Annotated in this window: 12 protein-coding genes and 1 pseudogene; 5 read left to right on the forward strand and 8 right to left on the reverse strand. The window is 68.2% G+C overall.

Going from position 1 to position 16,017, the window contains the following annotated elements:
- Positions 1-1,483, forward strand: a 1,483-nt coding sequence (locus AC1DHD_RS09825; RefSeq protein ID WP_476879534.1) for a glycosyltransferase family 2 protein, incomplete at its 5' end; no start/stop codon positions are given.
- Positions 1,484-1,554: 71 nt separating this feature from the next.
- Positions 1,555-2,649, forward strand: coding sequence for a chitinase (locus AC1DHD_RS09830; RefSeq protein ID WP_476879535.1), 1,095 nt, complete (start codon positions 1,555-1,557; stop codon positions 2,647-2,649).
- Positions 2,650-2,656: 7 nt separating this feature from the next.
- Here AC1DHD_RS09830 and AC1DHD_RS09835 read toward each other — a convergent pair whose 3' ends face one another.
- From AC1DHD_RS09835 to AC1DHD_RS09850, 4 genes are read right to left on the reverse strand one after another with little or no spacing between them, the layout of a single operon-like run.
- On the reverse strand, positions 2,657-3,901 hold the full coding sequence (locus AC1DHD_RS09835; protein WP_476879536.1) for a class I SAM-dependent methyltransferase: 1,245 nt from the start codon (positions 3,899-3,901) through the stop codon (positions 2,657-2,659).
- The gene (locus AC1DHD_RS09840) at positions 3,898-5,340 is read right to left on the reverse strand and encodes a class I SAM-dependent methyltransferase (protein ID WP_476879537.1); all 1,443 of its coding nucleotides are present in this window, start codon (positions 5,338-5,340) and stop codon (positions 3,898-3,900) included. The genes AC1DHD_RS09835 and AC1DHD_RS09840 overlap by 4 nt, the downstream gene beginning before the upstream one ends.
- On the reverse strand, positions 5,337-6,068 hold the full coding sequence (locus AC1DHD_RS09845) for a DUF1365 domain-containing protein (RefSeq protein WP_476879538.1): 732 nt from the start codon (positions 6,066-6,068) through the stop codon (positions 5,337-5,339). The genes AC1DHD_RS09840 and AC1DHD_RS09845 overlap by 4 nt, the downstream gene beginning before the upstream one ends.
- Positions 6,065-7,429 carry an NAD(P)/FAD-dependent oxidoreductase gene (locus AC1DHD_RS09850; RefSeq protein ID WP_476879539.1) on the reverse strand — a complete coding sequence of 455 codons (1,365 nt, stop codon included), beginning with the start codon at positions 7,427-7,429 and terminating at the stop codon, positions 6,065-6,067. Before AC1DHD_RS09850 ends, AC1DHD_RS09845 begins: the two co-directional genes overlap by 4 nt.
- Before the next feature lie 172 nt (positions 7,430-7,601).
- Here AC1DHD_RS09850 and AC1DHD_RS09855 point away from each other — a divergent pair, with 172 nt between their 5' ends.
- Positions 7,602-8,522, forward strand: a complete 921-nt coding sequence (locus tag AC1DHD_RS09855) for a LysR family transcriptional regulator (RefSeq protein ID WP_476879540.1) — start codon at positions 7,602-7,604, stop codon at positions 8,520-8,522.
- Between the two features lie 3 nt (positions 8,523-8,525).
- Here AC1DHD_RS09855 and AC1DHD_RS09860 read toward each other — a convergent pair whose 3' ends face one another.
- Positions 8,526-9,968, reverse strand: coding sequence for an aldehyde dehydrogenase family protein (locus AC1DHD_RS09860; protein WP_476879541.1), 1,443 nt, complete (start codon positions 9,966-9,968; stop codon positions 8,526-8,528).
- 99 nt (positions 9,969-10,067) lie between these two features.
- Here AC1DHD_RS09860 and AC1DHD_RS09865 point away from each other — a divergent pair.
- Positions 10,068-10,422 (forward strand): annotated as a pseudogene (locus tag AC1DHD_RS09865) (DUF2004 domain-containing protein).
- Positions 10,423-10,582: 160 nt separating this feature from the next.
- Here the strand turns inward: AC1DHD_RS09865 and metE are convergent.
- Both metE and AC1DHD_RS09875 read right to left on the reverse strand, forming a co-directional pair.
- Entirely contained in the window at positions 10,583-12,925 is a 2,343-nt protein-coding gene (gene metE / locus AC1DHD_RS09870) for a 5-methyltetrahydropteroyltriglutamate--homocysteine S-methyltransferase (RefSeq protein ID WP_476879542.1), read from the reverse strand.
- 52 nt (positions 12,926-12,977) lie between these two features.
- On the reverse strand, positions 12,978-13,937 hold the full coding sequence (locus AC1DHD_RS09875) for a methylenetetrahydrofolate reductase (protein WP_476879543.1): 960 nt from the start codon (positions 13,935-13,937) through the stop codon (positions 12,978-12,980).
- Between the two features lie 442 nt (positions 13,938-14,379).
- Between AC1DHD_RS09875 and AC1DHD_RS09880 the strand changes: the two genes are divergently transcribed.
- Positions 14,380-14,577 carry a hypothetical protein gene (locus tag AC1DHD_RS09880; RefSeq protein WP_476879544.1) on the forward strand — a complete coding sequence of 66 codons (198 nt, stop codon included), beginning with the start codon at positions 14,380-14,382 and terminating at the stop codon, positions 14,575-14,577.
- A 10-nt stretch (positions 14,578-14,587) separates the two neighbouring features.
- Here the strand turns inward: AC1DHD_RS09880 and AC1DHD_RS09885 are convergent, their stop codons facing one another.
- Entirely contained in the window at positions 14,588-15,790 is a 1,203-nt protein-coding gene (locus tag AC1DHD_RS09885; RefSeq protein ID WP_476879545.1) for an ROK family transcriptional regulator, read from the reverse strand.
- Between the last annotated feature and the right edge of the window lie 227 nt (positions 15,791-16,017).

Raw genomic sequence — 16,017 nt, forward strand, 5'->3', positions numbered from 1 at the left:
GGTGCATGACGGCGGCGGCGATCGCAGTGCAACTATTGAAATGCTGAAGACGTTTATTCCCATGGCCAAAGCCCAGGGCTACACCTTCACGACGGTCCAGCCCATCCTGCCGGCCGAGTACGTTCCCCAGACCGGCGTTAAGGGATCGGTCGCAGACGACGCCACCCTCGCCGCAATGACGTCGTATCTGGTCACCCCTAACGTAGTGCTGACCTGGCTGTTCTGGTTCGGCATCGGTTCCCTGACCATCCTGACCTTCCTGTACGTGGTGCTGGCGGTCATCAGCAACAACCGCCAGAAGAAGCGCCGATGGGCCGACGTCAAGGACGAGGACTGGCCGTTCGTAAGCGTGGTCCTTCCGGTCTTCAACGAAGAACTAGTGGTGTCCAAAACCCTGGATGCCCTGAAAGCCAGCGACTACCCGCGCCTGGAAGTGGTGGCGATCAATGACGGCTCCACGGACAGCACCCTTGCCGTGCTTTCCGAATACGCAGAGACCTGGCCCCAACTGCGGGTTATTGACCAGCCCAACGGTGGAAAGTCGGCAGCGAGCAACCACGGGATTGCCCAGTCAAGGGGCGACATTGTGGTGACCCTGGACGGCGATACCCTCTTTGAGCCCCAGACCATCAAGATGTTCGCCCGGCATTTCCTGGCACCTCGGCACGGGAAGATTGTGGGCGCCGTGGCCGGGCACGTCAAGGTCGGAAACCGCCGCAACCTCCTGACCGCCTGGCAGAGCCTCGAATACCTGTCCGGCATCTGCGTCACCCGGATGGCTGAGGGACTGATGGGCGCGATCTCCATTGTCCCGGGCGCGTGCGCCGCGTGGCGGCGCGAGGCACTCCTGGAGGCCGGCGGCTACTCCCACGACACACTGGCTGAGGACGCCGACCTGACCCTGTCACTTCAGCAACTGGGATACAGCATTGTCCAGGAGAATTCCGCTATCGCCTGGACCGAGGCACCCATGACCATGAAGGGGTTGTTCAAGCAGCGGCTCCGCTGGACCTACGGCAACATCCAGACCCTGTACAAGCACCGGTCGATGCTCTTCAACCCGCGCTTCGGCGCGCTCGGCCTGCTGACCATGCCGTACGCCCTGATTTCCGTGGTGGTCCCCCTGATCTTTATGCCCCTGACGGTGATCGTCGCAGTCAACAGCCTGATCCACGGCGAATGGCAGGCCGTCGCATGGTTCTCGGCCTTCGTAGCCGGCACCCACATGCTCATCTCGATCGTGGCGGTCCTAATGGTCCGCGAGAGCCCCATGCACCTGCTCGTAGTGCCCATCTACCGGCTCATCTACGAACCCCTCCGTGCGTACGTGGTGTTCGGCTCGGCTCTCCTGGCACTGCGGGGCACCGCCGTCGGCTGGTACAAACCGGAGCGCACCAACAGCRCGCTGATGCCGGCGGCGCCCGCCACCGCAGCCGCACTGGCACCCGCGCCCGTTCCCGCGGACCGGTTGGCGCATCTGTGAACGCCGGCCCGGCGGGCGGGAAACAATTCCCCCATGGCGGCCGCCCTGGCCGGCGGACATAATGGGCACTAATGCGACCCCGAAAAGTGCCCGCACCCCGCCGATGGGCCACCACTGTGGCGGCGCTGGCCGTCGTGATGGCCAGCGCCGGCTGCACCTCCACGCCGCCGGGCAACTACGGTCAGGAGGAAGGGGTGAGCAGGACCTCACCGAACGGCCAGTGGTTTGGCGGCTACATCGATGTCACGCTGACGCCGGGCCTGCGGCTGCAGGACCTGCCGAAGCAAGGTTCCGTCACCACGGTCCTGTCCTTCATCAGCGCCCACCCGCAAAAGCCGTGCGAGCCGACGTGGGACGGCACCCACACCCTTGACGAGGCGGGCGGACGGCTGGATGTTGACGCCCAAGTCGATCCCTACCGGGCGGCAGGCAACGACGTTGCCGTCTCTTTCGGCGGCCAGCTCGGCAAGGAACTGTCCGGGACGTGCACTGACACCGCGGCGCTGGTGAAGGCCTACACGAAGGTCATCTCGCGGTACGGCCTCGACACCGTGGACTTCGACGTCGAAGGCACGGGCCTCGCCGACCGTGCCGCTGCCGAACGGCGCGCCGCTGCCGCCGCAAAATTGCAGGCCGCCCGTCCCAACCGCAACCCGCTCAAGGTGTGGCTGACCCTTCCCGTCTCCCTGGATGGGCTCACCCCCGACGGCGAAAAATCCATCACCGCTATGCTCGACGCCGGCGTGGATCTTGCCGGCGTGAACATTATGGTGATGGACTTCGAACCCCTGGACCCGGGCAAGACCATGCTGAACGCCGCGACGATGGCGRCCGAGTCCACCCACCAGACGCTCACTGCCCTCTATGAGCGCGCCGGGAAGCCACTGGACACGGCGGCCGTGTGGCGCAGGATGGGCCTCACCCCCATGATCGGCACCAACGACGTCAAAGGGCAGACCTTCACCCTGGCGGATGCGGCCGGCCTCAACAGTTACGCCGCGGAGCGGGGCATGGGACGGATTTCCATGTGGTCCCTCAACCGGGATAAGGCGTGCACTGCCAGCAGCCAGCCCGAACCCGGCAGCAACGCTTCGAACAGCTGCAGCGGCACGAAGCAGGTGCCCGGGAAGTTCGCGTCCGTCCTGGGCAAATCCTTCACCGGCTGAACCGGCCCTATCCGGGGCGGCTGCAGAGGATCTGCTCGACGCCCATCCGCCCCTCGGCGAAGCTGCGCAGCGCGCCCACCAGGTAAAGCCGCCAGACCCGGGCGATTTCAGCGCCCATCATCTCCACCGCCGCGCCGTGGTTCTCCTCGAACCGCGCGTACCAGGCCTCCAGGGTCCGAACGTAGTCCCGGCGCATCGCCTGGACTCCCTCCACCTCGAAACCGGCATCCTCCAGGAAGCCAAGCGTCTCCCCCACCGGCCGCATGTGCATGTCCGGGGCGATGAACGATTCAATGAACGGCCCGCCGCCCGGATGCTTGCCGCGCCGGGACATCTGCTGCACAAGGACGCGGCCGCCCGGGACCACGTTGTTGAACAGGGCGGAGGCGTACACGGGGTAGTTCCGCTGTCCGACGTGCTCCCCCATTTCCAGTGAGGCCACGGCGTCGAAGGGCCCGTCGGGGATCTCGCGGTAGTMCTGGACCCGGATCTCCACGCTGCCGCCGGCCCCGCTGCCGTCCAGGCCGAGGTCTTTGATCCGGGCGTCGATGAACGCCTTCTGTTCGACCGAGAGGGTGACGCCTACGACGTCGACTCCGTAGTGCCGGGCGGCGTGCAGGCTCAGCGAACCCCAGCCGCAGCCGACGTCGAGCAGCCGCATCCCGGGCCGCAGACCGATCTTGCGGCACACCAGGTCCAGCTTGTCCCGCTGGGCATCCTCCAGCCCGTACCCGTCGGACGAATCCGTCCAGTAGCCACTGGAGTAGGCCATCTGCGGATCGAGGATCAGCGCGTAGAAATCGTTGCTGAGGTCGTAGTGGTGGCTGATGGCGGCGCGGTCGCGGATCAGGCTGTGCAGGCGCCCCTTCACCTGGGCCTGGCTCGCGGGCGGCGCGGGCGGCGCGCCCAGGGCACCGGCGGCCTTGGCGATCCGTCCCACGCCGGCAAGCACGCCGGGGGTGGGGCGGATCCCGGTGAGTCCGCGGTCGCGGACCACCTTCCAGAGGTGTTCGAGCGCGGCATTGAGGTCGCCGTCGACGTCCAGCTCGCCGGTGACGTAGGCCTGGGCAGCGCCCAGCTCACCCGGTGCCCAGAGCAGCCGCCGGACGGCGTCCGGCGAGTTGAGCCGGACCACCGGGGCGCCGGAGGGTCCGGCTTCGCTTCCGTCCCAAGCCACCAGGCGCACCGGGAGTTCGCCGCCGACCACCGGGCGCAGGACCTCGGCGATGGTGGTCGCGAGAGCGGCCGTCACTTGGCGTTCCGATCGCCGGTACCGGCAACGGAGGCGCGCGCCGCGGGCTTGGCGGCCACCTTGTCCAGGACGATCTGCTGGACATTGAGGTAGCCGGTCTCAAATCCGGCGCGGGAGTAGCACAGGTAGAAGAGCCACATACGCTGGAAGACGGCGTCGAAGCCGAGCGCCCGGACGTCTTCGGCCCGGGCCATAAAACGCTCTTCCCAGAGCCGGAGTGTCTGGGCGTAGTGCTCGCCCATGGCGAGGCGTTCACGGACCCGGAGGCCGGTCTGCTTTTCGGTGACTTCCTCGATGGCCCGCACGGACGGGATGACGCCGCCCGGGAAGATGTATTTGTGCACCCAGGTGTAGCTGGTCCGGGTGGCGATCAGCCGGTCGTGGCCGATGGTGATGGCCTGGATGGCGACCTTCCCGCCGGGGGCCAGCACACGTTCGATGGTCTGGAAGTAGGTGGCCCAGTACTCATAGCCGACGGCCTCGATCATCTCGACCGAGACGACGGCGTCGAACTCGCCCTCGACGGCGCGGTAATCCTTGAGTTCGATCGTAACGGCGTCGGCGTAGCCGGCCTCGGCCACCCGCTGGCGTGCGAGTTCCTGCTGCTCGCTGGAGAGGGTGACGGAGTAGACGGTCGCTCCGCGGGCGGCGGCCCGGAGGGCGAGCTCGCCCCAGCCGGTGCCGATTTCCAGGACCCGGGTGCCCTCCGTGACTCCGGCCTTGTCCAGCAGCCGGTCGATCTTGGCCTGCTGCGCACCGGCCAGCCCGTCCCACGCCACGGTCCGCAGCGCGTCGCCGCTCTCCGGGAACAGCGCGCTGGAGTACGTCATGGTGCTGTCGAGGAAGGTCGCGAAGAGGTCGTTGGAGAGGTCGTAATGGCGGGAGATGTTGGAGCGGGTGTTCTGCTCCGTGTTCCGCTCGGTCCGGGGGGTGCGGGGCAGGTAGAGGCCCCGCAGTTTCTGCAGCGGCTCCGGTACCAGGGTGCCCACCCGGGCGGCGAAGACCTCCATCACAGCCGTTAGGTCATCGGCATCCCAGTCACCGGCCATGTAGGACTCGCCAAGCCCGATCAGGCCGCCGTCGCCGAGCCGGGCGGCGAAGGCCTCCGGCCGGTTCATCGTCATGACCGGGAACCCCTCTCCGGCCGTGCCCAGGACGGTGCCGTCCGGGTAGCGCACCTCCAGCGGCAGGCGGCGTACCGCGGCGCGGAAAATCGCGTCCGCAGCCTTGCCCGCAACGCGGGCCTTGAGACTGGAGGGTACGACGGCGATGCTCGGCCAGATCGCGGCGTCGATGGTCGCGGGAGCCTGCGGAACCGTGTAGGGAACTGGCCGCTGGAGGTCCGCCGGGGTCGACGGCACCTGGTCCAGGGCCGCCGGGGTGGTCTGCGCCGGGGTCTGCGCCGATGGGCGGGGTCCGGTCGCTTCGGTCATAGTCACTGGACTGCCTCCTGTGAGGGGTGGTGTGGTCGTTTGATGATGGGCAACCGACGTGCCCAAAGCTTGATTCCCTGCCAGCGGATCTGCGCTGCAACGCGCAGCGGGGCCAGCGGGACGGCGAGCGCCGCGGCCAGGATGTTCGGCACGGTGGCTTCGCTGCGGGCGCCGTCCATGGTGGCAACGAAAGGTTTCTGGCCCTCCCGTTCCAGCACGATCGAGACGGAGAGCCGATCCGAAGGTTCGGGCAGCTTCATCCGGTACTGCCCTTCGACGTCGTTGAACGGCGAGACGTAGAACGTCTTGGGCACGGTGGCCCGGCCGGCGTCGTCCGTCTCCAGCAGGTAGCAGTGCCGTTCACCGTACGTGTTGTGGACTTCGGCGACGACGCAGCGCAGCTTTCCGGCCGCGTCGTGGCACCAGAACAGGCTGAGCGGGTTGAACACATGGCCGAGGACGCGTGCGCTGGCCAGCATGGTGATGCGGCCGCCGTCGAGCACGATGCCCTGGGTGGCGAGGTAGCGCTCAACGTTTCCGCGCAGCGTTCCGTTGGGGTCACCGAGGTGGTCGGCCGCGGAGAAGCCGGCCAGTGGCGCCAGCCAGCGCGGCAGGGCCGGGAGGGCGTCGACGTCGACGTACCAGCTGTAGCTGCGGTAGGTGAAGGCGTTGCGCAGCGGGGTGCGCCGCACGTGCGCTATGGAGGTGCGGTAGATGGCCGCGCGGGTGCTCATGCGCCCTCCAGGGCTGCGACCTGCAGCTCCGGCGCGCCCGCGTCTTCCCAMTCGCGTCCCAGCTTCGCGGCGGCGTGGACTCCGGAGAGCGCCCCGTCCTCGTGGAAACCCCAGCCGTGGTAGGCGCCGGCGAACGCGAGGCTCCCGTCGCCGAGGCTGAGGATCTGCTGCTGGGCACGCACGGAGTCCGGCGTGTACTGCGGGTGTTCGTAGGTCATCGTCTCCAGGACGGCGCCATCCCCGATCAGCTCGGATTCGCCGAGGCTGACGATGTAGCGCTTCCCGTCGGCGGGCTCGAGCCGCTGCAGCCGGGTCATGTCGTAGCTGACCAGCACGCGGTCGGGGCGGGCGTCGCAGGAGGGGAGCCGGTAGTTCCAGGACGCCTTGGCGTTGTCACTGGCGGGCAGGACGGCGTCGTCGCGGTGGAAGACGGTGTGGTTGACCGAGTACGGCATGCCGGCGAGGGCCTCCCGCTCGGCGGGCGTGGCGTCCTCAAGCATCCGCAGGGCCTGCGCCGGGTGGGTGGCGATGACGACGGCGTCAAAGGTCTCGGTGCTCTCCTGGCCGCCCGCGGAGCCGGTGGTGGTCACGTCTACCCCGCCGTCGTGGCGGCGGACGCGGGTGACAGGGCTGGAGAGCCGGACGTCGGGCAGCGCCGCGGCGATCTTGTCCACGTAGCTGCGGGATCCGCCAGTGACCGTGCGCCACTGCGGGGAGCCCTTGACGCCCAGCAGGCCGTGGTGGCCGAGGAAGGTGAAGAGGTAGCGGGCCGGGTAGGCCAGGGCGGTGACGGGGTCGCAGGACCAGACCGCGCTGACCACCGGGGTCATGAAGTGCACGATGAAGTAGCTGCTGAATTTCTCCCGGTCCAGGAACTCGCCAAGGGTCAGCTCGGATGCGCCCGGGGTGGTGTCCTCGTTCAGGAGCGCGCGGGCCCGGCGGTAGAAACGCGTGACTTCCAGGAGCATCAGCAGGTAGCGCCCGCGCAGCAGGGTGGACAGCTGCGGGATGATGCCGCGTGCTCCTGCCCGGGCGCCGGCGTATTCCAGGCCGCAGCCGTCGCAGCGGATGGACATGCTCATCTCCGAGTCCTGGGTCTGCACGCCCAGTTCCTTGAAAAGCCGCAGCAACGTGGGGTAGGTCCGGTTGTTGTGGACGATAAACCCGGTGTCGATACCCAAGGTGGGGCCGTCAGCCTGGGCGACGTCGTGGGTGTGGGCGTGGCCGCCCAGACGGGCATCAGCTTCGAACACGGTGACGTGGTCCCGACGGTTAAGGACGTAAGCGGCGGTCAGCCCTGCCACTCCGCTGCCGATCACGGCAATGCGCCGCCCGTTCGGAATACTCGCTTCTTGCTGCACTGATCTGCTCCTGTTGCCTCGCCTGAATTGTCCTCATGGACCGTCTACAGGGCAATTCGTAACTGCGGGGCGGCCGGATGAGTCCGAATTCCCAGCGGCTGCCTGCAGTCCAATGTGCCAGAATGAAGCGGGATTTCGGTCCCGGCTCACCGTAACCACTGAAGGGCAGTCCGTGATCAACCCCGTGCACCTCCGAACGCTGGTGGAAGTGGTCCGGCTGGGCTCCTTCGCCGCGGCCGCCACCAGGCTGGGTTACACGGCGTCGGCGGTGTCGCAGCAGATGTCGGCGCTGGAGCGGGACACCGGGGTGGATTTGTTCCAGCGCTCGGCCCGCAGCATCCATCCCACGGAAGCCGCCGTCGTAATGACCCGGCACGCGTCCAAGGTCCTGACGGACATTGACGCGCTGATGGCCGCGGCCGCCCGGACCAGTGACAGCGCCAGCCAGGAGCTCCGGCTGGGCATCTTCCCGAGCCTTGCCACCTATGTGCTCCCCCGCATCCTGCAGAATCCTGACTGGAAGAAACTGGGGATCGAGCTGCGGGTGTCCGTGGCCGAGCCGGGCCAGACCATCCAGGGCCTGCGGACCGGCGGCGAACTCGACGTCGCCCTGGTCTATCAGGTGGGCCAGTCCGGGCTGGCGTGGCCGCATACGGTCAACCGGCAGTGGATTGGTGACGACGACTTCCGGGTGGTGCTGCCGGCGGCCTGGGGCATCGGTCCCGGATCCAAGGTTGCGGCCGACCACCTGTCCGACATGCCGTGGATCATGCACCACCCCGGGACGTCCGACGCCACGGTCATTGAACGCCTGTTCGCCAGCTGCAACCTGCACCCGCGTGTGGTGGCGTACAGCGACGACTTCCACGCCAGCCTGGAAATGGCGGCGGCCGGCCTGGGCGCGGCCCTGGTTCCGGAACTGGCCCTGCTGCACCGGCCGGCCGGGGTGGTGGTGCTGGACGTCCCCGAGATCCGGCTGGCCCGCAACGTTTTTGCCCTGCTTCCCAAGGAGCAGCAGACGGCCCAGGTCCAGCTGTTCGTGGAGCTGCTCTCGGACACGCTGCACAAGCTGGGAACCACGCGCCGGGAGTGACGGCTAGGGGGTCCGGCGCTTCTTCGCGCGCTTCCAGGCTGCTTTCCCGGTCGCTTGGCCCGCCGTCTTCCCGGCCGGAGCCACCAGGGTGCTGATGATCCGGTCCTTGAGCGTGGTGTACGGCGGGTAGATCAGTTCCAGGGTGTCCGGCCGCGTGGGTTTGGACAGCGTGGCTCGCTCGTGGGAGAAGGTCCGCAGGGAGTGCTCCCCGTGGTAGGCGCCCATCCCGCTGCCGCCCACCCCGCCGAACGGCAGGCCCGGCACCATCAGGTGCGCGGCAGGCACGTCGAAGCACAGCGCCCCCGAGGAGGTCTGCCCGGCGAACGCCCGCCGGGTGTCGGCGTCGTCGCTGAACACGTAGAGGGCCAGCGGCTTGGGACCGGCGTTGATGGTCCGGATCGCATCGTCCCGCCCGTTGACCGGGACCAGCGGCAGCAGCGGGCCGAAGATCTCCTCCCCCATCACGGCGTCCCCCRGCGCCGGGCGCAGCAGCGTCGGCTCGAAGTACCGGCTCGCCGCGTCCCGGCCCCCTCCGTGCACCACGGTGCTGGTGTCCGCGAGCGCGGCGATCCGGTCGAAGTGCCGGCGGTTGATGATCCGGCCGTAGGAGCCGCTGGCCGCCGCGTCCGTCCCGAACAGCGCGGTGATGGCCTTGACCAGTTCGGCTTCCAGGGGCTCAAGGACGTCCTCYGCGGCCAGGACGTAGTCCGGCGCCACACAGGTCTGCCCGGCGTTCATGAACCGGCCCCAGGCAATCCGCTTGGCCGCCTTGGCCAGGTCCGTGGTCGCGTCGACGTAGGCCGGGGACTTGCCGCCGAGCTCCAGGGTGACCGGCGTCAGGTGTTCGGCCGCAGCCCGCAGCACCACCTTGGCGGCCGCTTCGCCGCCGGTGAAGAAGATGTGGTCGAACTGCTCAGCCAGCAGCGCGGTCGCCTCGGGGATGCCGCCTTCGACCACCTCGGCCGCGCCGGGCAGGTAGTCCGGAATCCAGCGCGCCAGCGCCGCTGAGGTGGCGGGGGCATGCTCGCTGGGCTTGAGCACCGCGGTGTTGCCGGCCGCGAGGGCGCCGGCCAGCGGGGCGAGCAGCAACTGCAGCGGGTAGTTCCAGGGCCCGATCACCAGGACCACACCCAGCGGAGTGAGCTCGGTCCAGGCTTTCGCCGGCTGGACGGCCAGCGGAACGGGAACCGGGCGCGGCCGGAGCCAGGCTTCCAGGTGCTTTTCGAGGTGCGACGCTTCCGCGGTGACGAACCCGATTTCCGTCAGCTGCGCCTCGGTTCCGTGCTTGCCCAGGTCAGCGGCCAGGGCGGCGGCGAACTCGCCCCGCCGCTCGGTGAGCATCCGCCGCAGGTTGCGGAGCTGCTCCAGCCGCCACGCCTGCGGGCGGGTGGTTCCGCCGTCGAAAACGGCGCGGGCACGGGCGACGGCGGCGGCAACAGTTTGCATCCGATCAATGTACCGGTCCCCCGCCGGACTCCGCCGCCGGTATCGGATAAATGCCGGGCGGTGCTGGAACGGACCACTTTTGAGGACTATGTTGAAGACATGAGCAAGGTAGCGAGCCGGCACTTTGGGGAGATCGAGCTCAACCACGGGCGTGACCACAACTTCGCCGCTAGACACGAACTGGCCGGCCAGCCCCTCGAGCTGGACTTTCCATTGCAACGCGCTCAAGCCCGAACACCTCAAGCAGGTGTTCGGCGTCGAGGAGAAGTCGCAGCTGACCAACCAGGTCTTCCTGAAGGCCCTCAAACTCGGCCACGTGGGCATCTACCCGGGCCAGCCGGAACGGTACTTCGTGCTGGACTTCACGCTCGGCGCGCACTTTACGGACGAGATCCTGGTCGCTTCGGCGGACGAGGACGGCGTCGTCGATGACGAGATCCTCTGGGAATCCTGAATCGATTGCTCCGAGGATGCCCTTTTGACCCCTCAGAACGGCGCCTACTCAGCAATCGATGACTGAAACGGACGACGCCGGCCGGTCACCCTGCGGGAGGCCGGCCGGCGCCGTTTGGTGCCGTCGATTGGTGAGACGGGCTTTGGAGCGGACCCTGGTGTTACTTGGCCGCTTCCAGCAATCCTGCGCGGACCACCTTGGTGGCCTCGACCAGGTTGCGCAGCGACTCCTCCGTCTCGGCGTAACCGCGGGTCTTCAGGCCGCAGTCCGGGTTGACCCAGAGCTGGCGCGACGGAACGTGCTTGACGGCGGTGCTGAGCAGGTCGGTGACTTCCTGCTCGCCGGGGACGCGGGGCGAGTGGATGTCGTAGACGCCCGGGCCTACGCCGCGGCCAAAGCCGTGGGATTCGAGATCGTGCACTACCTCCATGCGGGAGCGGGCGGCCTCGATCGAGGTGACGTCGGCGTCGAGGCCGTCGATCGCGTCGATGATGGCGCCGAACTCGGAGTAGCACAGGTGCGTGTGCACCTGGGTGGCGTCGCCGGCGCCGGCCGTGGCCAAGCGGAACGACTTCACGGACCAGTCCAGGTACGCCGCCTGGTCCGCCTTGCGCAGCGGCAGGAGTTCGCGGAGGGCGGGCTCGTCCACCTGGATGACCTTGATACCGGCCGCCTCGAGGTCGGCGATCTCGTCGCGGAGGGCCAGCGCCACCTGGTTGGCTGTCTCGCCGAGCGGCTGGTCGTCGCGGACGAAGGACCAGGCCAGGATGGTGACCGGGCCGGTGAGCATGCCCTTCATCGGCTTGTTGGTCAGGGACTGCGCGTACTTGGCCCATTCCACCGTGATCGGGGCGCTGCGGGTGACATCGCCCCACAGGATGGACGGACGGGTGCAGCGTGAGCCGTAGGACTGGACCCAGCCGTGCACTGTGACGTCGAAGCCTTCGAGGTTTTCGGCGAAGTACTGCACCATGTCGTTGCGCTCCGGCTCGCCGTGGACCAGGACGTCGAAGCCGAGCTCTTCCTGCAGCTCCACGACGCGCTTAATTTCGTCCTTCATCAGCTGCTCGTACTGCCCGGTGCTGAGATCTCCGCGGTTGGCGCGGGCCCTAGCAGTACGGACCTCGGCGGTCTGCGGGAAGGACCCGATGGTGGTGGTGGGCAGCGGCGGCAGGTGCAGCGCCTCGGCCTGCGCGGCTTCGCGGACGGTGTAGGCGGAACGGCTGAAGTCGGCGTCGGTCAGGGCTCCGGTGCGGGCCCGGACCTCGTCCCGGCGGACACCCTCGGCGGCTGCGCGAGAGGCGATGACGCGGGTGGCCTCGTCGATCGCAGGCTGGACCGCCGCGGCGTCACTCAGCAGCCCGGCGAGGGTCACCACTTCGACGGCCTTCTGGTCGGCGAACGCGAGCCAGCTGCGCAGCTGCGCCGAGAGCTGGACTTCCTCCTCGACGTCGTGCGGGACGTGGGCGGTGCTGGTGGAGGTGCTGATCGCGAGGCGGGACACCGAGTTCTGCAGTTCCGCGATTTTCGCCGCCGAGGCCGCGAGGTCGTTGCGCCAGATGTTGTGGCCGTCCACGACGCCCGCCACCAGGGTGGTGGTGCCCAGCGCGGCCAGGGCGGCGGCGGAAGGAACGTCGCCCTTGAAGACATCCAGGTGCAGGGCGTCGATGCCGGTAGCGGCGAGGGTGCCTAGCTGGCCGTTCAGTGCACCGTACGGGGTGGAAACGAAGAGCTGCGGCCGGTGCGCGGCGCCGGTCAGGACCTCGTAGGAGCGGGCGACGGCGGCCTGGATCTCGACGGCCGGGGTGTCCTGGTCCACAACAAGGGCGGGCTCGTCGAGCTGGACCCAGCTGGCTCCGGCCGCGGCGAGCTTCTCCAGCAGGGCCGTGTATACGGGGAGGACGTCCTCCAGGCGGGACAACGGGTTGAAGACCGCCGGCGCGTCGTCCGACGCCTTGCTCAGCAGCAGGAAGGTGACCGGTCCGACGATGTAAGGGCGGGTCTCGATCCCGTTGGCGAGGGCGTAGGCGAATTCGTCCACGATCCGGGTGGAGGTCAGCGCGAAGCTGGTCTCGGGGCCGATTTCCGGGACGAGGTAGTGGTAGTTGGTGTCGAACCATTTGGTCATTTCGAGCGGCTGCTGGTCCTTGGTGCCGCGGGCCAGGGTGAAGTAGCCGTCGATGTCSAGCTGGCCSTCGGCGTCGAGGAGGTTYCCGAAGCGGGCSGGMACGGCGCCGAGGTGSGCGGCKGCGTCGAGCACCTGGTCGTAGTAGGAGAAGGTGCCGGGGACAGCCGCGGCTTCCACCAGGCCCAGGTCCTGGAGGCGCTTGGCGGTGCCGAGCTGGATCTCCTTTGCGGCGGCGTCCAGGACGGCGGCGTCGATGGCGCCGGCCCAGTAGGCCTCGACGGCTTTCTTCAGTTCGCGGCGGCGTCCGATGCGCGGGTAGCCGAGGAGCGAGGCGGCCGGGAACGGGGTGGGGACAACGGTGTTCTGATCAGTCATGGGAAGTCCTAAGTGTTGGGTGGTGCAGTGGGAAGAAAGTGTGGGCTGCCGCTCAGCTGGCGAGCTGGCGGCGGGCGGACGGGCGCTGGTGGCCGCGGTGCGGGCGTGGCAACGCCAGCTTGTCCAGCACGTCGAGGGCACTGGCGTGCTCGTTGAAGGTGTAGAGGTGCAGGCCGGGCGCGCCGGCATCCAGGGCGGCGTTGGCCAGGTCCACCGTGGCGCTGACCCCGATGCGGTTCCGTTCGGCGTCGGTGTCCGCGGCGGCGAGCCGTTCGAGCAGCTCGGGTGCCGGTTCGACGCCGGTCAGTTCACCCAGCCGGGTGAGCCGGCGGATGCTGGTCAGCGGCATCACGCCGGGGATGATCGGGATGGTCACGCCGGCGCGGCGTGCCCGGGACAGCAGCTGCGCGTATTGCTCGGTGTGAAAGAAGACCTGGGTGATGGCAAAGTCGGCGCCGGAGCGCTGCTTGGCGAGCAGAACCTCGACGTCGTGGGCCTCACTGGGCGATTCGGGATGGCGGGTGGGGTACGCCGCCACGCCCACCGCGACCTTCCCGGCGCACAGCAGCGCTGACCGGCGTTGTTCGACCCGGCGGATGAGCTCGATCAGGTCCTGGGCGTATCGCAGGGATCCCTCGGCCGGTACTCCCCCGTCCTTGGGCTGGTCGCCGCGCAGGGCGAGGATGCCGCGGACGCCGACGTCGAGGAGTTCGCCGATGATGTCGGCCAGTTCCTGCGGGGTGTTGCCCACGCAGGTCAGATGCGCGAGGGGGCGCAGGGTGGTGTCCTGCACCAGCCGGTTGATGAGTTCGACGGCGGTGTTCCGGTTGGAGCCGCTCGCCCCGTACGTGACCGATACGTAGTCAGGACCGGTGGCTTCGAGTTCGCCGATGGTGGTCCAGAGCGATTTGGATGCCGCGGGTGAGCGGGGCGGAAACAGTTCGTAGGACAGGGCGACGGGGGCCGCGCCGGCAAGATTTGGATGGGTGTCAATGAGGCTTGGTGGCGACATTTGCGTCCTTGGCTGTGAGCCATTGGTGCCTGCCGGGCCTGATGCGGCCTGCTGGCACCAATGAGTTGAGTTTGGGGAACACGGAGGGAACTTCAGCAGGGCGCAGCCGCGACTGTTACGCCTGGTACGAAGTTGTCCKTGAGCAAATGTCAGGCCCACATGGGGGCACCCACACCCTCCTTGGCTGCCCGTGGAATGTTCCGTCGGGCGGGCCTGCAGCGGAGGATCGCTGACACGTTACCGCGGTAACTTGTGTACGACTTTAGGGGCCGCCGGGGCGGCATTCAAGCCGGCAGCCGAATTAAGACGAGACTTTACGCCTGTTGGCGGCATGCGGCAGAAGATTCTTCGTTGGAAAGGCTGCTTTTATGGCCAGCGCCTCACCGGAACCAGGGCACCACGGCCCCTCCCCCTGGACGCGGCGCAGGTCTATTCTGGGGGCATGATCCAGCTTCCAGCCAGCTACCAGGAGTATCTCGCCGGTAAGAGCGAGAGCCTCATCAACACTGTCCGGCCGATCCTGATGCAGTCGGCGGCGGACCGGTTGCACGGCGTCCGGGTGGTGGTGCACCCGCACGACCATCAGGCGCACCTGGACGACACCATTCCGTTCGGCACCGTCATCGAGGACATCGACTGAAGGTTCCGGGCTAGCCGTCCAGCAGGAGGCGCTGCGAGCGGGGCGCCAGCGTGTGCTCAAGGACCAGACACGCGGCCCCGACGGCGCCCACGTCCTCGCCCACGCCTGTGCCTACCACTTCGATGCCGTGGATCTTACGGGTGGCGCTGCCCTCCGCGATGAACCCCGGGATAAGCTCCAGGTAGGCCGGGGATAGGCATGACCAGAAAGGCCCGCCAAAGACGACGCGGTCCACGTCCAGGGCGTTGGTCACCGCGGAGATGGCCCGCCCCACCAGGACGGCGGATTTCCGGATGATGTCCAGCGCCACGGTGTTCCCGCCGTAGGCCAGGGCGCAGAGTTCGGCGAAGCGCTCCTGGATCACGGGGGCACTGCGGTCCTCGGAGGCGCTGTCAAGGACCCCGGCAGCCTCGGCCTGTGCCACCAGGACCTGCGGGATGGCCGAGGATTTCACGCAGCCGCGCTGGCCGCAGTCACACGGGGGCCCGTCGGGATCCACGATGATATGTCCGATTTCCCCGGCGTTGCCGGATGTGCCGCGGACCACTTCATCGTTGAGGACTATGCTGCAGCCGATCCCCGAGCCCATGTACATAAACACAAAGCTGCCCGCGCCGCTGGGACCGCCGGCCCAGGTTTCGGCGACGGCTGCGCTGGTGACGTCCTTGTCCATCAGCGTGGACAGCCCGGTGGCCTCGGCCAGGGCGTCCCTCAGTGGAACGCGTTCCCACCCCGGCAGCAGCGGCGGGTCCACCACCGCGCCTTCCTCGAGATCGATCGGGCCCGGCGAGGCGATGCCAAGGCCTGCGACCTTGGCCCGGTCCACGCCGGAGTCCTCGATGAGTTGCAGGATCTCGGCGGCGATGGTGGCGATGATGGACTGCGGCTCGGGGCGGGACGGGGTCTTGATCCGTGAATGCATCACGACGGCGCCCACCAGGTCCAGCAGGACGAAGGTCAGGACGGCGGGATCCAGGTGGACTCCGACGGCGTACATCCCGCCCGGGTTCAGCCGGAGCATGGTCCTGGGCTTGCCCGGGCCCGTGCCTTCCTTGCCGGCCTCGACGATCAGGTTCTGGTCCAGCAGGCGGCGGGAAATGTTGGAAATGGTCTGCGGTGAGAGGCCCACGATCTGCGCGAGCTCGACCCGGCTCAGCCCGCCGGGGGCGCGCCGGATTGCGTCCAGGATGACTGTGAGGTTGAAATCCCCCATCCGTGGAAGGTTCGTCCCGCGCCGCGGCGAGGGTGTTCGGATCTCAGTCACTGATACCTCTAAACGTCTTCGGCCAAGCACTGCTGATCTCAGAATGGTACGTTACCGGCGGCCTCCGGCCCCACAAGGAGCGTCAGAGCGGGCCGGCAGCGCCCGTGCCGGGGCGCCGGGTGCTGGCGGTGACCGTGAATTTCGGGTTGCGGCCGATCTCGCGGGTGGGGCCCACC

The organism is Arthrobacter sp. 05L45_2, from assembly GCF_056397525.1.